The 22,657-nt window shown below is 59.3% G+C and carries 14 protein-coding genes and 1 pseudogene; 10 read left to right on the top strand and 5 right to left on the bottom strand.

Annotated elements, in window-relative coordinates; all coding sequences use genetic code 11:
- Nucleotides 1–272 precede the first annotated feature (272 nt).
- From I6F09_RS04410 to I6F09_RS04390, 5 genes are all read left to right on the top strand, one after another.
- Nucleotides 273–1,139 carry a class I SAM-dependent methyltransferase gene (locus I6F09_RS04410; protein WP_225187532.1) on the top strand — a complete coding sequence of 289 codons (867 nt, stop codon included), beginning with the start codon at nucleotides 273–275 and terminating at the stop codon, nucleotides 1,137–1,139.
- A gap of 1,446 nt (nucleotides 1,140–2,585) precedes the next feature.
- Nucleotides 2,586–4,724 (top strand): Ig-like domain-containing protein, encoded by a 2,139-nt coding sequence (locus I6F09_RS04405; RefSeq protein WP_225187531.1) that lies wholly within the window; start codon nucleotides 2,586–2,588, stop codon nucleotides 4,722–4,724.
- 88 nt (nucleotides 4,725–4,812) lie between these two features.
- Nucleotides 4,813–6,747: a type I secretion system permease/ATPase gene (locus I6F09_RS04400; protein WP_225187530.1), complete on the top strand. Its 1,935-nt coding sequence runs from the start codon at nucleotides 4,813–4,815 to the stop codon at nucleotides 6,745–6,747.
- Nucleotides 6,744–8,057 carry an HlyD family type I secretion periplasmic adaptor subunit gene (locus I6F09_RS04395; RefSeq protein ID WP_225187760.1) on the top strand — a complete coding sequence of 438 codons (1,314 nt, stop codon included), beginning with the start codon at nucleotides 6,744–6,746 and terminating at the stop codon, nucleotides 8,055–8,057. The genes I6F09_RS04400 and I6F09_RS04395 overlap by 4 nt, the downstream gene beginning before the upstream one ends.
- Nucleotides 8,058–8,764: 707 nt before the next feature.
- Nucleotides 8,765–9,457: a transglutaminase-like cysteine peptidase gene (locus tag I6F09_RS04390; RefSeq protein ID WP_346730106.1), complete on the top strand. Its 693-nt coding sequence runs from the start codon at nucleotides 8,765–8,767 to the stop codon at nucleotides 9,455–9,457.
- Between the two features lie 114 nt (nucleotides 9,458–9,571).
- Here the strand turns inward: I6F09_RS04390 and I6F09_RS04385 are convergent, their stop codons facing one another.
- From I6F09_RS04385 to I6F09_RS04375, 3 genes are all read right to left on the bottom strand, one after another.
- Nucleotides 9,572–14,209, bottom strand: coding sequence for a DUF4082 domain-containing protein (locus I6F09_RS04385; protein ID WP_225187529.1), 4,638 nt, complete (start codon nucleotides 14,207–14,209; stop codon nucleotides 9,572–9,574).
- 348 nt (nucleotides 14,210–14,557) lie between these two features.
- Nucleotides 14,558–14,800, bottom strand: a complete 243-nt coding sequence (locus I6F09_RS04380) for an acyl carrier protein (protein WP_225187528.1) — start codon at nucleotides 14,798–14,800, stop codon at nucleotides 14,558–14,560.
- On the bottom strand, nucleotides 14,787–16,616 hold the full coding sequence (locus I6F09_RS04375) for an HAD-IIIC family phosphatase (RefSeq protein ID WP_225187527.1): 1,830 nt from the start codon (nucleotides 16,614–16,616) through the stop codon (nucleotides 14,787–14,789). The genes I6F09_RS04380 and I6F09_RS04375 overlap by 14 nt, the downstream gene beginning before the upstream one ends.
- A gap of 176 nt (nucleotides 16,617–16,792) precedes the next feature.
- Here I6F09_RS04375 and I6F09_RS04370 point away from each other — a divergent pair, with 176 nt between their 5' ends.
- Together I6F09_RS04370 and I6F09_RS04365 are read left to right on the top strand one after the other, a co-directional pair.
- The gene (locus I6F09_RS04370; protein WP_225187526.1) at nucleotides 16,793–17,416 is read left to right on the top strand and encodes a GNAT family N-acetyltransferase; all 624 of its coding nucleotides are present in this window, start codon (nucleotides 16,793–16,795) and stop codon (nucleotides 17,414–17,416) included.
- Complete coding sequence (locus tag I6F09_RS04365; RefSeq protein WP_346730111.1) at nucleotides 17,417–17,836, top strand: VOC family protein; 420 nt, start codon at nucleotides 17,417–17,419, stop codon at nucleotides 17,834–17,836. It abuts the gene before it with no gap.
- On the opposite strand, the gene I6F09_RS04360 is transcribed toward I6F09_RS04365, so the two are convergent.
- Nucleotides 17,817–18,914: a hypothetical protein gene (locus I6F09_RS04360; protein WP_225186507.1), complete on the bottom strand. Its 1,098-nt coding sequence runs from the start codon at nucleotides 18,912–18,914 to the stop codon at nucleotides 17,817–17,819. The two genes, I6F09_RS04365 and I6F09_RS04360, sit on opposite strands and share 20 nt — an antisense overlap.
- A 353-nt stretch (nucleotides 18,915–19,267) precedes the next feature.
- On the opposite strand from I6F09_RS04360, the gene I6F09_RS04355 reads away from it, so the two are divergent.
- On the top strand, nucleotides 19,268–19,489 hold the full coding sequence (locus tag I6F09_RS04355) for a hypothetical protein (protein WP_081493985.1): 222 nt from the start codon (nucleotides 19,268–19,270) through the stop codon (nucleotides 19,487–19,489).
- Nucleotides 19,490–19,544: 55 nt separating this feature from the next.
- Here I6F09_RS04355 and I6F09_RS04350 read toward each other — a convergent pair whose 3' ends face one another.
- Nucleotides 19,545–19,886, bottom strand: coding sequence for an H-NS histone family protein (locus I6F09_RS04350; RefSeq protein ID WP_036025684.1), 342 nt, complete (start codon nucleotides 19,884–19,886; stop codon nucleotides 19,545–19,547).
- Nucleotides 19,887–20,803: 917 nt separating this feature from the next.
- Between I6F09_RS04350 and I6F09_RS04345 the strand changes: the two genes are divergently transcribed.
- The gene (locus I6F09_RS04345) at nucleotides 20,804–21,493 is read left to right on the top strand and encodes a response regulator transcription factor (RefSeq protein ID WP_225187525.1); all 690 of its coding nucleotides are present in this window, start codon (nucleotides 20,804–20,806) and stop codon (nucleotides 21,491–21,493) included.
- Nucleotides 21,494–21,985: 492 nt separating this feature from the next.
- Nucleotides 21,986–22,390, top strand: a pseudogene (locus I6F09_RS04335) (hypothetical protein); the annotation flags it as partial.
- Nucleotides 22,391–22,657: the final 267 nt, after the last annotated feature.

Raw genomic sequence — 22,657 nt, 5'->3', positions numbered from 1 at the left:
GTTGTCCGGCCAGCTGTTAGAAGTGCTCTGATGTGTTGGTTGCTAACTCAAGTCTGATACAGTGCGCCAGTGACCGAGATGCTCAACTCACTCAAGGCCGCGCTCCTCGCTGCCAGAGGATGGAGAGCGCTCCACTAAATTGTTAGGAGACGTCCGGCACAACAAATCGTTTTTGCCACTGAGCTTGGTCCCTGCATCTCTTAGAGGCGAAAAAATTTCCAGTAGGGAATTAGAACGTGCGCGCATTGAGATCCTATACCAGCAACACTCCCATGATGACCAAGCTGTGGGAGGCAAGAAGTCTATATGATTGGCATGCGACCAATGCGGTGACCAGAGTGAAGCAGGTCATCGAGATAATGGACGCCGTAGAGGACACGATCCGATCGCGGTATGATCTAGCTCTGACCGACTTGACGGTCCTCGACGTCGGCACCGGCCAGCAGCAGATTCAGTCGGCTTGGTTGGCTCGCAGGAATCGGGTCATTGGTATTGACCTCGATGTTGTCGCGAAAGGGTGGTCTCCACGAGGCTTTCTTACGATGTGGCGGGTAAACGGCGCTTACCGAACCGTGAAAACCCTCGCCCGCAAAGCGCTTCGTTTGGACGCCATGTATGCGCGTGCGCTACATCAGGAGTTGGGTCGAGGGGCTGAGGACATTCCAGTGTACCAGATGGATGTTGCCGCCATGGGCTTTCCGTCTCATAGTTTCGACTTTGTGTACTGTTCCTCAGTTCTACAATGTGTGCCGGATGTAAATCTGGCATTGCACGAGATGAACCGAGTCCTCGTGCCGGGCGGCGTCGGATATTTTACCGTGCAACTGTATACTAGCGAAACAGGATCTCTGGATCCTCGCTTGTATAGCGGTGACCGTAGTAGCATCCCCTATTGGGCTCACCTTAGGCCAGCAGAGTGCCAGCGGGTAAGCGGAAACGCATGGTTGAACAAGATGCGTCTTTCCGAGTGGCGTCAATGCGTTGATGCTTGCCTGCCCAACCCTATTGTGAAACTAAGCCAACCTCAGGCACATACCTTGCTAGCGATAGCGCAATCGCTGCAGGAAAGGGGACACCTGCAAGAATATAGTCTGGAAGAGCTCGTCACCCATGAGCTCCAGGTATCATGGCGCAAGTAGAATAGTGGATCGAGTCCGGCTACTGCCCTCGTTGCATCGCTTCGGCGAAGCCGTGCCGGCCTTGTCGCTGACTTCAGTCGATGCTCCGGCTTGGGCCGACGGAGCGCAGCGACGGCGTTTCTACTGGAGAACGCAACGGTCGGAAAAGGCCTGATTGGGATCGAGCATGGCAGCTGTCGCGAGTGTTGACGGTGATCAGAGGGATCATGCGGCAGCTGATCAGGTGCAATGACGTTCGAGAACTGAAGCTGAGGCAATTGAAGGCGAACTTGCAGCGGAGCGGCCGCTGAACACGACGATGCGCAGAGTTACGGGCAAGCGAACCGAGTGCTGCGCGAGCATCGGTCCCGCAGGTGGGCATTTGGCTCTTCTCGTCGATACAGAGCTCGATGGCATCATGCTGCGAGATCGCCTAAAGCCCACCAAGTCATGCAGCTCTCCAGATCTAGTCGGGATCGTTCGAGAGTTTGTATTGCCGGAGGCAATTCGGTTGCTACCCATCTGGCGACCGGCTTTACCAAGCTTGCACTCGAGCCAATCTCCTTCGCATCATGGTTGCGGTTAATTGGGCCCTCGCTGAGCTACCCGGAAGCCATCTGCGCGAGGCACGGGGATGCCCGAGCGGCCGTTCCGATCCTGTCGATCCCGGGAGCGGGTCTAGGACTTACCGGGCCGGCCGATCTCGTTAGTGGCGCCTCCGTCCTGGTCACCGGACCAGCGTGCGCGGCGTGTTGCGATCCCGCACCAGCGCCTGCAGACGGCGATTAGATGGAGTGATTGTGACGGCAAGACCGGTTCACGCGCCATCGGCTGCGCGGGACTCGGCATTTTTGTTTTCAATATCAGATTTAATATTCCTGTGCATGTCAAAACGCGATTTAAGTCTTTCGGCAGTGGGGCCGCACCGGGTAGACCGATGTCCGCAAAAGCGCGGGATCGCGATAGTGATCCAAGTGGGGATTCGCACGTCCACGTCATGCCGACGATTAGGCGAGCCTGTGCCTTCTAAGTGACTTGCTGGCCGCCAAATTTCGGTTGACTCGCCGATGCCAACGGTCTGCGATCTGATTTACCTGTAGTTTGATCGTACAAAGGATTGCGACGTCAAACGCAGCGTTCGAAGAACTCGTTGAACGGTTCGTGGAAACGATGCGGAAATGATTGTGCAACTATCGATGCCTGAGTTCAAATTGCCAGATTTAATATGCTCCTGCTGAGAGAGTTTTTTGCAGAGGGACGAACTTGACGGGGGACTAACATAAATGGCCTCAGCCAAGCCCCGGTATCGTCCAAAAAAAGCCGCTCCTGATCGACCATTTTGCGCGCGTCATCGCTACCACGATGGAGGCGACTGGCTTGTGATCGTTCGTTCGAGGGCGTCAAAGATCTTTAAGAGTTCGGGCGACGATCGAAATCCGTGTGAACGCACTACAAAGGAGAATGATATTGGCTACAACTACCCCTTCGACTGGATGGCCTGATGCAACGAACACCGGTGTATCTGCCGGAGTAACGCTTACTCCATATTACGGCGATCTTGTCATCGACACACCAGGAGCGGTGGTCAGTGGTCTCGATATTCATGGAAGCGTGAGAATCACCGCTCCTGATGTGACGTTGCTGGACTGCAAGGTGACGTCGTCATCCTTCTACACTATCGACCTTGCGAGCACTGGCGGCACTATCCAGAATTGCACGATCGATGGTGTTGGTACCGGAAATGAAGGGTCCGTTGGAATTCACGGATCTGGCACCTTCCTGAACAACAATATTTTCAATGTTGAGGATGGTATCCACGCTGGCAGCGATTCCGTTATTCAGGGCAACTATATCCATGGACTGCGTGCATCCGACAACTCGACAGGTGTACCGCATTACGACGGCATTCAAATCGACGGCGGCCAATCGAATGTGGTGATCAGCCACAACACGATCATCAATGATCACGATCAAACGTCAGCTGTGATGATCGATAACTACTTTGGATCAATCTCGAATATTCAGGTCGACAACAATCTTCTGGTCGGCGGTGGCTACACAATCTACGTCGACGGGCAATTCAACAGGGGCTCCATCTCTGGCGTTTCAATTACCAACAACCATATGGGGTCGGGCGGATTTGGGATCACGAATTTTAATGGGACGTCTCCCACCTACACCGGGAATGTCAATGACGGGGCCGCTCTGGCTGCCGTGCTTAATACATCGGCAAATTCCGACAGCGCATCGGGCAGCCCAGCTGCTCCGACAGCGCCTGTGATTGGCTCGTTCTCGAGCGATAGCGGCGTCGCCGGCGACAAGATTACCAACGACAATAGCATCGAGCTCAAGGGCACGGCGGCTGCCGGCAGCACGGTCAAGATCTACGACGGTACGACCCAGATTGGTTCGACGACTGCGGACTCGGGCGGCAGTTGGGACTACATCACCAAGGTCCTGACCGACGCCAAACATACGCTGACCGCAACGGCGACCAGCTCGTCGGGCCAGACCAGCGTGGCGTCGTCTGCGTTGGCAATCACCATCGATACCAAGGCTCCGACTGCGCCGACGATTGCCAACCATACGGTGAACACCGCCGATCAGGTGGTGATGTCGGGCAGCGCCGAAGCGAGCAGCGTCGTGACCGTGTTCGACGGCACGAACCAGATCGGGACCGCGACGACCAACAGCACCGGCGCGTGGAGCTATACCAGCAGCGCACTTGCGGCTGGTTCGCACAGCATTACCGCGACTGCAACGGACGCAGCAGGCAACACCGGCGGGGCGTCCGCTGCTTTCACGGCCAGCATAAGCGGCACCTCGGCGCCGTCCGCCCCGACATCGCCTACCACACCGACGTCCCCGACAGCTGGCACTGTAATCGAGTCGGCTGGTGCTACGCGTCTCGTTGAGAGTGGCGACAAGTTCTACCTAAACAGCAGCAGCGGAACGGGACCCTCGCTGAAGTACAGCGGTGCCGATTTCGTCGATGGGTCAGATGGCACCTGGGCTCCCATTGCTGCTGAGAAGACGGCAACCGGCTATCAGGTTGCCTGGAAGGAGGCGAGCACCGGTCAGTACACGGCCTGGAACACCGACAATGACGGCAACTACGTTTCCCATGTTAGCAGCCTGACCGGCTCGACATCGGGTGGCTCGGTGTCGGGTACGGACTCTGGCCTTAAGTCGCTCGAGACGAACTTCCACCAGGATCTCAACGGTGACGGGCAGATCGGGTCTTCCACCATGACGACCTCGCCCACCGTCTCCGCTGGTACATCGGGCAGTACGTTCGTCGCTTCGCCGGGCAACACGACCCTGACGAGCACGTCCGGCAATGACACGTTCGTTGGCAGCAGCCAGGCCGATACTTTCGTGTTTGGCGCAGACTTCGGCAACGACACCATCAAGGGCTTCGTCGCCCGCGGACCTGCTCACGACACGATCGAGTTCAGCAAGAGTGTGTTCGACAGTTTTGCGAGCGTTCTCTCCCACGCGACGCAATCGGGCACCGATGTCGTGATCGCGACGGGGAGCGATACCCTCACGCTGAAGAACACCAAGCTCGGCGCGTTGACCAGTAACGACTTCCACTTCGCGTAGGGGACGGCATCCACACAGACAGTCTTCAACAACTGCCTTGGGGATCTCCTGGGGGATCTTCCAATGCATGGTTCAAGGGCAGAAAGCCATGATCGACTTTGGACGGCGGGGGGGATTCCCCCCGCCCGCGAATCTCTATCGAACTCCACTTCTTCAACTATCAGGGCTCTGGACGGCCGGGCGGCAGTCTGCGGAAAACACTCGGCTGCAGACGTCGCAACTGATCGGCTGGGCAAAGCGTCTGATCGAAGCACTGCGGCAACGGATATTCGCTGGTCGACCCCGGCCAGTGGATCACTATGACGAGTCGCAGTCAGAGTTGTCGGCTTTCCTGCGGTCTTGCCGCCGGATTTTCTGGGCACTCGCGGCCTTCAGCGGCATGAGCAATCTACTCATGCTCACCGGTTCGTTCTTCATGCTGCAAGTCTATGATCGGGTGCTGCCTGGACGCAGCATACCGACTCTGGTCGCCCTGTTGACTCTGGCGACGGTGCTTTACCTGTTCCAGGGCGGGCTTGATCTGGTCAGGAGCCGGATCAGCGCCCGGGTCGGTCGGTATTTCGATGAAAGTCTCGGCATCCGCATATTCGACGCCCTTGTTCGCCTGCCTTTGAAGACCAGAGCGGATGGCGACGGCCTGCAGCCGGTGCGGGACCTCGATCAGGTCCGCAGTTTCCTGTCGAGCGGAGGGCCGACGGCGCTGTTCGATCTGCCCTGGATGCCGATCTATCTCGGCGTCTGCTTCCTCTTTCACTTCTGGATTGGTGTCACTGCGCTGGTTGGTGCGGTGGTGCTGGTCGGCATTACGATCCTCACGGAAACGCGCACCCGAGGTCCGGCTAAGGCGAGCTCGCGTCTCGCCGTTTCGCGAACTGCGCTCGCGCTCGAGGGACGGCGCAATGCCGAAGTTCTGCAGGCCATGGGTATGCGGCAACAAGCGGCCTTGCGTTGGCGGGATGTCAACGCGAAGTACCTCTCAGCCCACGAACGGGCTAGCGATGTCGCAAACGGACTCGGTGGTGCCTCGAAGATTTTCCGCGCGATCTTGCAATCGCTGGTTCTTGCCGTTGGCGCCGTTCTCGTCATCAACCAGGAATCAACGGCCGGCATCATCATTGCGGGATCCATCCTTACCGCGAGGGCCCTTGCGCCAGTCGAGATGGCAATTGCGAACTGGAAGGGGTTCGTCGCGGCGCGACAATCGGGACAACGGCTCGATTGCTTGCTGAAACTTCTTCCTCAGGAGGAGGAGCGGTTGGCATTGCCTGCCCCTGTCGAAACCCTGAGCGTCGAGAGCGTCTCTATCGGTGCTCCGAACTCCGAAAGGCCTACTCTCAGCGAAGTGTCATTCCAGCTGCGGAGTGGGCAGGCGGTCGGAATTATCGGTCCGAGCGGATCCGGCAAGTCGACGCTGGCGCGTACGCTGGTTGGGGTGTGGCCCTGCATTCGCGGCAGGATCCGGCTCGACAACGCCGCCCTCGATCACTGGTCTTCGGACGCCCTCGGCAAGCACATCGGTTATCTGCCGCAGGATGTAGAATTGTTCGACGGCAGCATTGCGATGAACATTGCGCGCTTCGACCCGAACGCGACCGCCGCCGCTGTTCTGGAAGCCGCCCATGCCGCGGGCGCGCATGACCTCATCCTCTCACTGCCGGACGGGTACAGCACGAAGATCGGCGAGGGAGGGCTGGCGCTGTCGGCGGGGCAGCGGCAGCGTATCGGGCTTGCGCGCGCCTTTTACGGCAAACCTTTCCTGGTCGTGCTTGATGAACCCTCTTCCAATCTCGATGCGGAGGGCGAGGAGGCCCTGACCGAGGCGATCATGAACGTGCGACGCCGCGGAGGGATTGTGGCCGTTGTCGCTCATCGGCCGAAGGCGCTGGAAGGTGTGGACCATGTCTTGTGCCTCGGCGAAGGCAGAGTTCAGTCCTTCGGCAAGCGAGAGGAGGTTCTCAAGAGAGTGCTGCGGAATCCGGTGCCGCTGAAGGTCGTCGCGGAAGCTCAAGGAGGCGGCCGATGAACGGTCAGGTAGCGCCGGCGTTGCAGTCCATCCAGCGTTACATGATCGTCGGTATGATCCTGTTCGCCTTGGTGACCTTCGGGGTCGGCGGCTGGGCGGCGACTTCCCAGTTGTCGGGCGCGGTCATCGCTCAGGGCGTGGTCGTGGTGGATTCGAGCGTCAAGAAGGTTCAGCACGCCACAGGCGGGATCGTGGGTGAATTGCGCGTGCGCCAGGGCGATCGAGTCAATGCAGGCGACGTCTTGATCCGCCTCGACGAGACGCAGACGCTCGCCAATGCGACGATCGTCACGAACAGCATCGATGAGCTGCTGGCGCGGCAGGCTCGCCTCGAAACGGAGCGCGATGGTGCCGAGCAGGTCGTGTTTCCCAAGGTGCTGCTCGACCGGGCCAAGGAGAGCAACTCCGAGGCGAATCGTGCGATCGCCGCGGAGCGGAAGCTGTTCGACCTGCGTCGTCAGGCGAGGAGCGGCCAAAAAGCGCAGTTGCAGGAGAAGAGCGCGCAGCTGGAGAACGAGATCAAGGGCTATATGGGGCAGACCGAGGCCAAGCAGAAGGAAGTCGAATTCATCCGCCAGGAGCTGGAGGGCGTGCGCAGCCTCTGGCAGAAGAATCTGGTGCCGATCACGCGCCTCAATTCCCTCGAGCGCGACTCCGCCCGCATCGAAGGCGAACGCAGCCAGCTCGCAGGAATGATTGCTCAGTCGAAAGGCAAGATCTCCGAAATCGGACTGCAGATCATTCAGATCGACCAGGATCTGCGGACGGAGGTCGGCAAGGACCTGATCGAAACGCGATCGAAACTCTCCGAGCTGGGCGAGCGCAAGACTGCGGCGGTCGATCAGTTGAACCGAGTCGATATCAGAGCGCCGCAATCCGGCCGCGTCCACGAGCTGAGCGTCCACACCGTTGGCGGTGTGATCTCTCCCGGCGAACAGATCATGCTGATCGTGCCCGATGCGGATCAGCTTGCGATTGACGTCAAGATCGCACCGCGCGATATCGATCAGGTGTATCTGGGGCAGACCGCGACGATACGGTTCGCAGCGTTCAATCAGAAGACCACGCCCGAAATCGACGGGGAGGTCAGCATGGTCGCGGCAGACATTACGCAAGATCAGCGTGCCGGCACGAGCTACTACACGGGCCGCGTCCTGCTGAAGCCGGAAGAGCTCGCGAAACTCGGGTCGGCCAAGCTGCTGCCCGGCATGCCCGTCGAGGTCTTCATCAAGACAGCCGGTCGGACGGCGCTTTCCTACCTGCTCAAGCCGCTGCACGATCAGGCGGAGCGTGCGTTCAAGGAGCGCTGACCAGGCGCTAGATTGCTGTGCTCGACTGCATGGAGTCAGAGCCGGCGCCCTTGGGCGCCGGTTTTGCGACTAGCCTCTGAAAGCACGGGCGGGCCGGAACCATCGGCCGCGGGCTTGCGGGGACGGCGGAAGCTCGTCTCGATCGGAACGGCGTCCGCAGTCTGGCTCGAAGAATCCGCCGACGCATTCTGGTGATATCGACGTGCCGCAAGAGATCCGGTGGGACGTACGCGATGAGATCGCGCCACCTCCTGCTCAACCGCAATAGATCGCGCGCCTTTCGAGGGAGCGACCATGGAAGGTGCTTGTTGCGCTCGGGTGAGACTATGGGTTGCTCGAACGATCGTCCGTTGAGCACGTCCATTCGCTTGGTGTGCAAGGTCATCGCGGCCACGTAGCCAAGTATTGAAGCTTCAGCTCCCAGAATGACGAGTAGCTCAACTGGCATATGAAATCGGTCCTGCCCGAGGATGCTCTGGTAGACGGTTTGGCTCCGGTCCCAAATTAAATCAACAATAAAATCACGTAGGAGCGGTAAATCGTCGTCTGACGCTGGGCACGGAGCACGTTCGTTCGTGCTGCGCCTTTCGCGCTTTGCATCGAGAGTAGCCAGAACCGGGCGAAGCTCCTCGCCCCTCCCATAGCGATCGTCGCGCTATTTAACATGTATATATTGCAATTAAATTAAATAGAATTAATATTGAAATATGGTATTAAAATCGTGGTCTCGCGTGGCCACGCTGGCGGCGGACCCGACGGTTTGGCGTTCGGAGCGGGATCGGCAGATGCAGCGAACCTCGGGCCCAGTTATCGCGGCAGCCGTAGCTGCCATGATTGGAGGCGTTCAATGGGCGCGTGCGTCATTGTCGACCGGGCCGCGAGCACCCCAAGCTGACCTTGTGCACATCGAACGGGGGCGCCCGACCCTTCCACCCCTCACTTACACGGTGTTTTGCCTGCGCTATGAGGCCGAATGTCGCCCGCGGCGCTTCTTCCGTGGCGGGCCGGTCCGGTTGACAAAGGAGCGATCGGCTGAGCTGAAGGCAGTCAATCGCGCCGTGAACCGTGCCATTGCTCCGCAGCCGAATGAACTCGGCCTTGCAGGCGAGGTGTGGATCGTTAACCCGGATCGCGGTGATTGCAACGACTACGCCGTGAGCAAGCGTCACGAACTGCTGCAACGCGGTTGGCCCGCGCGGGTCCTGTTATTGAGCGAGGTGGTCACCAGTTCTGGAGATCATCACCTTGTGCTGGTGGTGCGCGCCAGGAGCGGCGATCTGGTCCTCGATAATCTGACGCCCGAGATCAAGTCCTGGTCGCAAGTGCCATACGGCTGGGTCCGCATGCAGATGCCGAGCGACAGCCGGCTGTGGGCGACGATTGGCCGCCCGGGGGCCTGACTGAGCGGCCGGAATCATGCCTGGGCTGCGCTGGCGGGACGCCTGAGCCAAGCGTGAAAGTGCGGCTCTGACGTGCCCCATTGACCTACACAAGTCTTCCAGGCCGGCCCGCCGTCATGACGCCGCGAGGCCCAGCGCGTTGGGGGCGGCCGAGGGGTCCACCCAACGTCGGATCGTGCCGTCATATATGTCGGCTCCGTAGAGCCAGCCGTCGGGCCCCTTCTGCAGATCCACAATGCCCGGCACGGTGTCCACCAACTGGACGTTTGCGACCTGCCGGCTCGCATTCAATGTCGCGGCGAAGATCGTTCCATTGTAGACGTCATCGAAGAACATCGTGTTCTGATTGTAGAAGTCTCCAGCGGTGATCACGTGGAAATTGTCCGGAGCGCCGTGGCTCAGAGGTAAGATCGGGAATACGGCAGCCGGGTCGGTTGTAAAGTTGCGGTTGCCATTATTGTAGAAGGTGATCGCCTGGGCGAGGTTCTGGTAGCTGGCGGTTCTGTCCGGGCCTTCGAGATAGGGCCATCCGAAATTCGAACCGGCTGGACCCGTGTTGATTTCTTCCCAATTGTTCCAGCCCACATCTCCAAGCACCGGCAGATTCGTAACGGGATCGAAGCTGAAGCGGTACGCGTTGCGGACGCCGTAATAGAACACTTTTGACTGATTGCCGTTCGGATCGCTGGCCTGATAATACGGATTGCCCGGCGCTCCCTCACCTGTAACAGGGTCGATCCTCAAGAGCTTGCCGGAGAGATTGTGGATGTCTTGGACCCGCACGGCTCGCGGATCGACGAAGTTGTACGATGTGCCATCCCCCACAGTGAGATAGAGATAACCATCGGGTCCGAAATGGACGGCACCTATGGAATGCGAATCGCTGTCGGTCGCAAGATAGTCACGGATGTTCTGGTTCTGGATGCCGGCCCTGTCGGGATCGTTGTCCTGCGCTCCTGTCTCGATCTCGCTCGCAGGAGCGGTGATTGTAGTGCCGTTGACGATCCCGGAAGGAACGATGCTGGGATCACCGCCGCTGTTCGCGTCGGGACGGCTAGTATAGGCCCAGATGCTGTTCTTGCCGACCAGCACCACTTCGCTGGACGGATCGGCAATCATCGTGACGGGGTCGACAGTGACCCTCACCAGACGGCTAGGTCGGTTGCCACCCCCATCGGCCGCTGCGAGTCCGCTTTGAGTCGCCGTCTCGGGCGGATCGTAAGTGTAGAGCAGGTAGACATAGTGGTAGGTTGCGAAATTCGGGTTCACCGCGATCCCCAGCAGCCCGCGATCGCCGAAATCGTTCACCTCGGTCGAAAGGTCGATGAGCGGGGTCGATCGCAACGTGCCGTTGTCCACCACGCGCACCACGCCGTCCTTCTGCGCGATCAGCATGTAGCGGCCGTCGGGCGTCCAGTCCATCGCCGCTGGCTGGTTCAGCCCCGTCACGGCAGTCTCGCCCACCAGGTTGCCGAGAGCGGGGTTGTCATTATCCAGGATAGTCACCGTCGTCGTCACCTCGGACCCGAGAGTGGCGCCCGTCGGGTTGCTCAAGGTGACGGTGAAGGTCTCGTCGTTCTCCGGAGTCGTATCATTGACGATCGGCACAGAGACGGTCTGGCTCGCCTGTCCGGCGGCAAAGGTCACCGTCCCTAATGTGGTCGTGTAGTCGGATCCCCCGAGTGCGCTGCCGCTGCCCGTCGTGAAGGCGACCGTGGCTGCTTGATTGACGGGCCCGCTGCGCAGCAGCGTGATCTTTGCGGTCGGAATACTCTCTGCAACACTTAGCGCAACGTCCGCCATTGCGATTGTGGCGGGTGAGTCGTCGTCGATAATGGTCACGAGCACAGTGCGCGGAGCTCCGAGGGATCCAGAGCCCGGATTTTGAAGTCCGACGGCGAACGTTTCGTTGCTCTCGGTCAGTTGATCGTTGACGATCGGGATGGTGAAGCTCTTGGTGCTCTCTCCCGGTTGGAACACGATCTGGCCGGTGTTCGCCCGACCATTGAAGGTGGGCTGGATAAAGTCCGATCCAGCCGTCGCACTTCCGCCGGTGCCGATTTCGTTCGTCGTGTACTCAACGGTGTTTTGAGACTGGAGGTCGCCGGAGCGAGTAACGGTGACGGTGACCGTGCCGGCCGCCTCACTGACATAGATCGTGGAAGTGTTGAGGAGAGCGATGACTTTGGACGGCGCGTACACGACGTCGCGGAAGTAGTTTGCATTCTGATAGACGCTGGTCGGGAAGACGCCCGCGCTGTAGTCGAAGACACCGGCGCCGACGGGCGCGTTCAGGCCGCCATTGCTGATGCCGGACGCGAAGCCCTGGGTGGTCGAGACGTAGTAGCTGTTGATGTTGACCGAGACCACGTAGGTCGTGCCGGCCGCAATGGTAAGGGGCGTGGCCAGCGCCTGCTGCTGCCAGCCCGATGTGCTTTCGTTGGTGAACGTGACGGTCGCCAGCTCCTGGCCGGTTGCCGACCAGATGTGGCCGATATGGGTGCCGGTCTCGTTCGCGGCCTTGTAGTACCGGATCGCCTCGATCACGCCGGACGTGTCGGCGGTGAAGCGCATCCCCAGCTCATAATCCGCTCCAATGCCGTCGCTGTCGTTGGTGTTGGCCGGCGTCTGGGTGGTGAACAGGGTGGTGGTGGCACTCGCGGTGGCAACCGTCGCGGTGGCCGCACTGGTTACGTTCTCGCTGGCGCCGAGCAGGTCGGTGTAGGTGGCATTCACCCGGATCCGCTTGCCGACCAGGCTGCTGTCGAGGGTGAGGCTCGCGGTCGTGGCGGACAGATTGGTCCAGGTGGTGCCGTCGGGGCTGCTCTGCCAACGATAGGTGATGTTCGCAGGAACGCCGTCAGGATCCGTGACGCTGGCCGTCAGCGTCTGGTTCTGGGTCGCCGTGCCGTTGATCGTGACGACGCCGACGTCGTTGACGTTGGCCACTTTTGTGGCGGTCGCGGCGCTCACCGGGGTCTCGCTGCTGCCCAGCTGATCCGTGTAGAAGGCTGTGGCACGTATGAAGCTGCCGACCTGGGCCTGCCCGAGGGTGAGCGTGCGTGCCGTCGCGCCGGAGATGTTGTTCCATGTGGTGCCGTTCGTGCTCTGCTGCCATTGATAGGTGACGGTGGCCGGCACGCCATCGGCATCACTCACTGTCGCGGTCAAGGTCTGATTCTGTGTCGGCGTCCCGCTGATGCTCACCGCGCCAGGGTGATTGTCGGGCGTCGAGGAGCTCGCAGCAAACACGACGTCGCGGAAATAATTTGCATTCTGATAGACGCTGGTCGGGAAGACGCCCGCGCTGTAGTTGAAGACGCCGGCGCCGACGGGCGCGTTCAGGCCGCCATTGCTGATGCCGGACGCGAAGCCCTGGGTGGTCGAGACGTAGTAGCTGTTGATGTTGACCGAGACCACGTAGGTCGTGCCGGCCGCAATGGTAAGGGGCGTGGCCAGCGCCTGCTGCTGCCAGCCCGATGTGCTTTCGTTGGTGAACGTGACGGTCGCCAGCTCCTGGCCGGTTGCCGACCAGATGTGGCCGATATGGGTGCCGGTCTCGTTCGCGGCCTTGTAGTACCGGATCGCCTCGATCACGCCGGACGTGTCGGCGGTGAAGCGCATCCCCAGCTCATAATCCGCTCCAATGCCGTCGCTGTCGTTGGTGTTGGCCGGCGTCTGGATGGTGAACAGGGTGGTGGTGGCACTCGCGGTGGCAACCGTCGCGGTGGCCGCACTGGTTACGTTCTCGCTGGCGCCGAGCAGGTCGGTGTAGGTGGCATTCACCCGGATCCGCTTGCCGACCAGGCTGCTGTCGAGGGTGAGGCTCGCGGTCGTGGCAGACAGATTGGTCCAGGTGGTGCCGTCGGGGCTGCTCTGCCAACGATAGGTGATGCTTGCCGGGACGCCGTCGGGATCGGTGACGCTGGTCGTCAACGTCTGGTTCTGGGTCGCCGTGCCGTTGATCGTGACGACGCCGACGTCGTTGACGTTGGCCACTTTTGTGGCAGTCGCGGCGCTCACCGGGGTCTCGCTGCTGCCCAACTGGTCCGTGTAGAACGCGGTAACACGTATGAAGCTGCCGACCTGGGCCTGTCCGAGGGTCAGCGTGCTCGCCGTCGCGCCCGCAATGTTGCTCCACGCAGAGCCATTCGTGCTTTGCTGCCATTGATAGGTGACGGTGGCCGGCACGCCATCGGCATCGCTTACCGTCGCCGTCAAGATCTGCTTCTGCGTCGGGGTCCCGCTTATGCTTATCGTACCGGTGTGATTGTTGGGCTTCTTCGAACCGGCAGCGTACACGACGTCGCGGAAGTAGTTTGCATTCTGATAGACGCTGGTCGGGAAGACGCCCGCGCTGTAGTCGAAGACACCGGCGCCGACGGGCGCGTTCAGGCCGCCATTGCTGATGCCGGACGCGAAGCCCTGGGTGGTCGAGACGTAGTAGCTGTTGATGTTGACCGAGACCACGTAGGTCGTGCCGGCCGCAATGGTAAGGGGCGTGGCCAGCGCCTGCTGCTGCCAGCCCGATGTGCTTTCGTTGGTGAACGTGACGGTCGCCAGCTCCTGGCCGGTTGCCGACCAGATGTGGCCGATATGGGTGCCGGTCTCGTTCGCGGCCTTGTAGTACCGGATCGCCTCGATCACGCCGGACGTGTCGGCGGTGAAGCGCATCCCCAGCTCATAATCCGCTCCAGTCCCGTCGGTGGCAGTGCCGTTAGCCGGCGTTTGGGTGGTGAACAAACTCGCCATTTTGTTCTCCCGCGCAGTCGAATGCCTGTACTCAGTATTTAAAATCAAAAAGCGCAGGTTAAAAATTAATCCAAGATTTATTAAATTAACAATTAATTATTAGATATGGTGATTATTTTATTGCGGTGGGAAAGCAACCAGTGTGAGCGCCCACTGTCGATTTCTCTTGAAGATGCAGGCGCTGTCGTCCTCTTGCTTATCAAAAGCTAGTTGGTGGTGTTTTAGCCCGCTCTCAGACCGCCGCGCCGGGCTTTGCGAGGCGGCGCGGAGTGTGCCGACAGATTTGAGGCGAGATACCAAAACCTGGTGGCGCCCTACGTATTCACCTTTGCCTTCGAGGTCCACCACTCATGGCTCCATCCGCTTCGCGATCAGATCGGCGAACTCACCCAGGGTCCGCGCCGATTCGACCTCGCCGATCCGGAATCGGACGCGAAATCTCTGCTCTACGGCGATGACAAGCGAGATCTGCATGAGCGAGTCCCACTCCTCGACGTCCCTCGCCGAGAGCTCGGGCCTAGCTTCGACCTTCTCGAGGAAGATCCCATCGAATACCTCTTGCAACTGCGCCAACACTTCAGCTTGCTTCATAAGCCCTCCGAGCGACATCTATCCTAGTCGAACGCACCTGATACCTACTCGCCTCCAGCTCGAACTCTTTTCCGGCTGCAGAGTCTTCCGTACGCGAGAAACCAAACTGTTCGTAGATTCCGGCGACGATGCCGTTTTTGGCTGTCGGAAGATAAATGCCGCGCACAGTGGTGCAACCGGCTATCTCTGCTAGTCGAAAAATCTCATTCATGATCTCGTCCTCGACCTGTCGCTTCAGCACGCGGCAACTCATGAGCCAGGTATCGAGAACGAAGACGCAGCCCTCGATCTTTGCAATGACTACGGAGATGAGCCCGGAATCGCCGAACCTATCCTCGAGCCGCATCGTAAAGCACCGGTAGTCCGGCCGTCCTAAGAGTCGCTGGATCTCAGTCTCGGATCGACGGATCGTCGTCAGGTTGAACTGGTTGCTGCGCGCGATCAACTGGGCAATGCGGGGCACGTCGAGCGAGTCGAACTCTTTGATCGTGCCTCGCATCTCAAGCGACGCGAGGTAGGCAGGCATGTCGGTTACGCTCGTTGCGAGCTCCGCACGTCGCCGTTCTTGCCTGTACTGCGCCGTCCGTTCGAGATCCTCCTCGGTGACGGTCCGTGGCTCGAAATGACGCCCGGCCTGGAGGCGAACGATGAATTCGGCGGGGTCTGGGCCGAGGAGTACACCTGTGACCAAGGGCTGAAACTGGCGCACGATCTCGATTTCCGCCGGGTTGTCGTCGGCAAACACGAAGCTGTCCAGGCCAAGGCGGAGTTCATCCGCGATCCTCTGCAGGTTGTCGGATTTCGGGTCCCAGTTGGCTTTGAAGGCTGCGAAGTGCTCCAGCCGGAGAACCATCTCGGGATGCTTTTCGAATACCTCGATCGCGCGTGCGTGGTCGTTTTTGCTGCATACCGCAAGCAGGATACCGCGTCGGGAAAGCCCAAGCAGGTATTTCTGGAAGGATTTGAAAGCTTGGCCCCTGGGGGAGGAATCGCCAAGTTCGATTCCCTCGATACCGTCCTCCGCGATCACTCCGCCCCATAGCGTGTGATCGAGGTCGATTGCCAGGACCTTCTTCGGGCCCTGCTTCCGGGAGGCGATCAGATGGCTTAGCTCTAGCGCGATGTCGACGAGAAAGTCAGGTGAGCCGAGCTGCTTCGATTCATACCACGCTCGCGCATCCGCCGCGGCGGAAATCCCTCGTCGCGCCGAGAGGAACTCGACGTCGCAGATCTGCACCTCAGCTGGAGCCCGAAGCCCGAGCTCGAGATTGACCGCCTTTCGGAAACTCCAGTCGGTGCCGAGCGTGCGTGAACGAAACGAGCCGAGATCGAGATCGTCGGGCAGCGCAAGATTGGCGAGGATCGCCGCTGCACCGGAGCGCGCGCAGAAGGTCTTAGCGAGGTTAAGGAGGTGTTCGGCGGCGCCAACTGCGGCGTCGTGCTGATGATCCAGGGGGTCAAGGAGCGAACCGGTAAACCGGCAGCGGCCCGCGTTCGGCAGTATAAAGACGATATCCGGCTTGAAGGCGTACAGCGAGCTCGAGCCGTCGAGGATATCCGACACGAAATTATCGTACTCGCCGAGAAACCTTTGGCAGTCGATGCCACGAATGGCCAGGAGATGTTCAACCAGTTCGTGCAAGGGATAAAGGTTATAGCCGCCTATGAGGGCGAGCCGGAGTCTTTCCTGGACGCTTCCGCGCGCAATAGGTTTTGCCTTTTTTCGAAGCGTCGACAGAAAGAACAGCTCGGAGAAGCTCGTCGCTTGCCGCGAGCGGGCGACAAGATGCCCCCAGAACGTGGCATCGCCCGACAACGCAAGCGATTTGAGGTCGGCATCATTGATGGGCCGGTCCGGCGCGGGTACTGCAGCGAAAATGGCGAGCCTCCGTCAGGAACAGCGACTTCAATTGATTGTCTCCCACATTAAATGATGATATGGTTTGGGTCAATTAAATGTAGTTAAATTAGCCATTAAGGTGAAATAAATAGATGACGGGGCATATCAGACCGGAGCCGGTGAGCCCAAGCACGCTTTCCAACAAGGCTGAGACTTTCAAGCGGCTCCCAACAGGAAATAACTTGCTTCTCCGAGAAGTCCGGCTGGAGGACTCCGCGCAAATCATCGCTTGGCGGAATGATCCCGTTCTCGGCAAGTTCCTGACCCGCGAAAGGCTGACCTTGGCTCAGCAGGAAGAGTTTTTCCGGAAATATCAGGCGAGAGTGAACGATTACTATTTCATTGCCGAATTCAAGCGCTCGAAGAAGCCGGCTGGCAGCATCGCGCTCGCGAACCTGGATTTCGCGGCGGGACAGGGCGAAGTTGCGCGGTTGATCGTCGATCCTGGCGCGCGCCTCTTTCTGGCGGAGATGTTCGACCTTTTACTCGAATTCGCATTCGAGCAGCTGGGGCTTTCGGCCGTCGTGGCTAACGTTCAAAGCAGGAATAAGGCCTCGAAGAATTTTCATATCCGCCTCGGCTTCCAGATTGAAAGGGTTGCGCCGAAAGCTTGGTGGAACGGCGACGATGTGATTACGTTTCGGATGTCGCGCGCAGACTATCCGCGGCTAAAACAGGTCTGGTCGGTGCTGCTCCTCGATGCGCGAGAAAGTTAACTGTCGGAGCAGCAAGCCAGATTTCGTTCGCCGCGTGTCTCCTTAGGCTGGGAGGGGAGGAACAGCGCGGCCGAGCTGCCGGAACTCGCGATAGTTGGCTATGGGCCTGAAGGACCCATCTTCGAGGACCCGATCCAGCAAGTTCAGATTCAGTTCGTGTCAGGTGGCGGTCCGCGCCTGGAATTGATTGAGCCGGCAGGCGCACAGTCGCCAGTGGAGGGTATCCTGAAGCGCGGCAGCAAGCTTTATCATCTTGCCTACGAAGTGAGTCGCTTCGACGATGCGATCGCCAGCTTCGGGGCGCAGCAGTATCTTGCCGTATCGTCACCTGCGCCGGCGGTCGCGTTCGACATGCGCCGCATAGTGTTTCTTGCCTCCGCGACGCTCACGCTCGTTGAGCTCATCGAGGCGAGGGCCTAGCGCGAGTTGGCGATTGGTGCGGATGCCGGGTAACGATTTGCGCGAGCCCGTCAGACGAAACAGCTCCGCTGCGCCGAACCCATTCAGCAGCGCGCAGGCCGCCGGCCTGCAGTCTCACGACCGGCTCGGGGCCAAGCTCGGACAGCAGAATGCCCATGTGCCCCGATCCCGGAGGCGTTGTTGGCCAAACGCCCAACCCATTTTCTGACAATACGGTTCGATCGATGTCGCCCCAAAACTGCACGACAATGGCGCCAGGAGGCGCACACGCAACGAGGTGAGCTGTTTCCGGCGCGCCGATGCGAGGCTTAGCCGCCGGTCGCAGCGCAACGATGATTGCGTCCCATTGGTCATGATACAAGGTCTGGACGTCCTCGAAGACGTCCACGCTCGCTCCGGAGCTCACGAGACCGGAGCGAAGCGAGCCAATGAAGTCGTTGTCGCACAGCAGGGCAATGCGATTCTTGTAAGCGGATAAGCCGCTATCGTGCAGTTGCTTCACGCACAGTGGACCGAGAAACGAGAAGACATCGACTGACGGGTGACGTTCGTTCACGCCGACGATTGGAATTCCGCGCCGCAAGCATGCGTCCATGTCGAGGTCCTCGGAGCGAAATTCCCAGGCCTCGAACATCAAGGCGATGACGGCTTCCTTTGGTAGCTCATCAATAAGCGCAGCGGTCAGAGGCCGAAGATGGCCGCTGTTGGTCACGATATCCGTCTGATGGATGATATCGGGGGTGATCTGCTCCAGGATGTCTATGCGATTGGCCACGCCGACCGAATCTGCGAGCTTGAGGGTCTGGTCCATGGCTTCAACCGAGGTGCCGTGCCGCGTAGTTTTCGTAAAGGCATAGACGTGCCTGGCTCCGGCCATCGCTGCGAGAACGGCCGTCACGGCATACGCCCCGGTCGCAGCCTCGGTGAGAACCGTTAGTTCCGAAAGGTCTAAGAGAGTTTCGGTGAGGGCGCGGCTCATCAGCGCGCCCAGACGTGGCAATGAGAAGCCTGGTCGTAAGGTGGTGTCGAAGCGAGACCGCAATTGCCCGAACGCTACACCGGACTCGGTCCCGATCATGAAATCGCCTCTCGGTTTCGTCAGGTGGGAAAGCGGTCGCTTGGGCGCATGTGCGGCGACTGCTCTAGCCCCGTTTTGCGCCGAAGCGGCGCTGAAGAGCGATGTGCCGCTTCATTTAATGCAATTAAAATATAATAGTAACGCGCCCTGTGCATATAAGTCGTTTGGTATAATCTGCCTCTGGACCTCGCTTTGCGCAGGAGTTCACCGATGCGCCGCGACGGGAGTTCGGCATGCGATACTACTCAAGGTGTTGTTTCCGCGCAGACAATTTAAATGCCGAGATTAACATATTTAACTTGCGGCGCATCCAAATCCATTTATTTTCTATGACCATCGCAGGGAGAGCGCCGATGAACCCGACTGACTCCAATAGTGAAGACCGCCGTGAGTTCTTGAGAAGCTGCGGAAAATTTGCCGCCGTCACTCCTCCCGTGATGACACTGCTGCTTTCGACCTCTCTGACCTCATCCGCCATCGCTAGTTCTGGCGGAAACGTTGTGCAGGGCAATAATGGCAAGGGCAACGGTGGTGGGGACGGCAGTCCTAACGGGAAAGAAGATAGCACTCGCTAAAGTGGCGCCTGGCGGCCCAGCCCTGACACCACCGTCCCGGGGACCGGTCGGAGGTTCAGCCGGCCCGGCGGCGCCGTTGTGCGGACGGGCGGTCGATCAGGAGATCGTTTAGCTTCTTGCCGGCGCGAAGCTGCGCCTTCAGCCATCGAGGCTGCTTACCACGGCCGGACCAGGTTTCGGACGGGTTCTTAGGGTTCTGATACTTCGGCAGCACGGGAGGGTAGGGGCGGCGTGCACGTCCCTCGGTCTGTCCCCCGGTCTTACCTTCGATCTTGCGAAGCCGCTCTTCGAGCTTGGCTTTTTCCGCGGTCATCCTGCGACTAAGAACAGCAGTGACCTCATCGTAGAGTCGCCACAGCTCAGCTGTGGTCATAGATGCCCAGTCATCGTTCTCCATGGAAGCCGTCCCCACTACCTCCGAACCGAAACAGGAGGGGGGCTTATCAGGTCAAACCGGGGTCCGGCAAGCACGATCACCCGTGCCGCTGAGCCAGTGTGCGTGGTGGTCGGAGTTACCGGCTGGGCCCGTGCCTCCGAACCAGCGGTCGCTTCGCCCTCCGCCCCCGGGCTCGTCGCCTCGGCGCAAGTAATCGCTGCTCGGCCTTCGACACGCGGCTACGCAAGTTCTGCAATTCAGTGAATTGAATGATGAGAGCCTGATGAGTTTGACGCAAAACTGCTGAAGAATACATGTGACCACCTACTCATTGCCAACGATGCCCTCCATGACCGCTCATTGAAGTTGCTGAATTGACGAATATGCAGCTCCAATATGGGTGACCGGATTTCGTCGTTGCTACACTGGCTGCGCGACGCAGCCGTTTTCGTGCTTTACTAACCAGCTTCGCCTTGATGAATAGTATTACTTTTCGTCCCTTCAATAACGTGGCTTTTTGAACGATCTCGTGTTCGTCGAAACTTCGTCGAATGTTAGATTTGAATCGTGAATGACCCAATATATCGTTGGTAATAACGGTGCCAACGAAGTTAATTGGATGTTGACCATCATGACACAGCAGCCGATCCGTGCGCCTAGACATTCTATGGGAGAATTTTCTGATCGAATCTATCATGCGTTGTCGAAATTTGGCTTTCGTCTACAAGCTTGCGGCCTCGAATGTTGAGCACCGCATTCTTACGGTGCTGCGCATACTTGCCGGTCAAGTTACCGTGGCGCAGTCGTCGAACGTTCGGCTGTCTAGGATTTGAGACTGTGTGACATTGTCGCCGAGCGGACCCGTCATCCTCGCGTTTCGAAGAAATTGTTGGATTAAACGGCTGCACGGGGGGTTGTTAGCGATAGGCAGGGGAAGCATGCACCGCACCAGAATTGTCATCGCGGATCGACATCCGATCGTTTTGCAAGGGATCAGGAGCGTTCTTGCAGCGCAGCGTGATTTTACGATCGTTGCGTCCTGCAGCGATGGCGCAAGCTGCAATGAGGCAATCCGATTTCTTGTGCCGGACGTCGCGCTCGTCGATGCTGCACTGCCTGATGTCAGCCGGCAGCAGATCCTCGCTCCCGCAAACGCTTCAGGCCCAAGTCCCGCGGTAGTCTTTTTCGCCGGTGTCGCGGCGGATCGTGAGTTGCAAAGGCTGGCCTTGGAGGGCGCCTGCATCGTCCTCTCGAAGGATTCGGATGCCGAGATGCTGGTCTCAACCCTGCGGAAAGCCGCCCAGGGCCAAGCAGCGGCCTCGCCGAGCGCATGGCTAGCCGATGATGAGGCCCGCCCCGATGAGAAGCCCCTGGCACAACTGACGGACCGGGAGCGGCAAATCATGCGGCTTGTGTCGGAGGGTCTATCGAACAAGGAGATTGGACGTCGGTTGAACCTTGCCGACGGTACGATCAAGGTCCACCTTCATCATATCTTCCAAAAGCTGGACATCAGCAATCGCACGATTCTGGCGGCTTTGGCGATTTCGCGAAACGAGCTGCATGCCGCGTCACGTAAGATGGATCCCCCTGATCTGTTGCATCAGGATCCGGCGAGCGTGAAATAATGGGAGTGTCTGGCTCTTCCGAACGTGCGCGGGGGTTATCGTGGCGCCAGAAGCCCAGCCATGTCGCTGCAGGCCCCTTCGGCCTCGGCTAACGTTCGAAAGGGCGAACCGCCAATCTTGATTGCGGCCTGGTTTTTGTGGAGCGGACGCCAACTCGCCAAATAGCCGGCGCGGCCATGAAAGCCGGGGCCTCTCGGGCTTCCGAAGCTGATCACGAACGAGAAGCCCTCGCTGGTTGCGCTCCAGATCTCCATGTCGCGGACAGACCGGTGGAATTGCAGTGGCATTGTCCTCATCCGTTGCAATCGAGCCCTGCGCTCGACGTCCGTTAAAACGCAAATTAATCGTATTAAATGGCGAGCGCAACTCCGAAGCTGCGCCCGAAGGCCAGGAAGTACAGGAACGAGTACGGAAATTGCCCACGATCAATTGACGGCGCACGTCAAGAAACACCACTCACATAAAGAAAATTATCGGTTGAAAATACATTTAATGTATAATACCGTAATTAATATTTTAAACCGAGGAGAGCGTGTTGTGACCCGGGACGGCAACGAAGATGACGACCGGCGGGCGTTCTTGAAAACCTGCGGAAGATTTGCGGCCGTCACACCCCCAGTGATGACTCTGCTTCTATCCACTTCCCTGACCTCAGGAGCCATTGCAAGCTCGGGGGGCCTGCGTGGAGTGACGCAGAAGGATGGGAGGCAATCGTCGTTCTTCGATAACGACCGGTCGTCCGTATCGGGACCGGGGAGCTCCAGCGGCGGGTCAACAGGGGGCGGGGGAGCCCCTGGCGGGGGCTCTGCCAAATCATCTCGCGCCGGAGGAGGGGCAGCCGGTGGCGGATCCGGCGGTAGCGGCGGGTCTGGCGGTGGCGGAGGCAGTGCGAAAGGGCCTTTCGCAACCGGCGGCAGCTCTGGAATTCCAAACGCAAGTGGTGGGCTCGATTGCGCAGAAGAAGACGAGGAAAAGCGCAAGGCCGAGTGTCCGGGAGCTAACACCAGGATTTCGAGTGCAGCCGAATCCAGCCGATAGCAGTCTTCTCAGCCCATGCGTGGGCCTGCGGCGCCGTACGGTTTGGCAGGGCTGGACCTTTCTTAAACTCCGGCCGAGTCGTCCCTTGTTGCACCGCCGCAGCGCGATTTGCGGTGTAAACACTGC

Origin of the sequence: Bradyrhizobium sp. IC3195, assembly GCF_020193585.1 — a bacterium.
Taxonomy (GTDB): domain Bacteria; phylum Pseudomonadota; class Alphaproteobacteria; order Rhizobiales; family Xanthobacteraceae; genus Bradyrhizobium; species Bradyrhizobium yuanmingense.
Note: the sequence above shows the minus strand (reverse complement) of the source record. Positions and strands in the feature narration are given on the sequence as shown.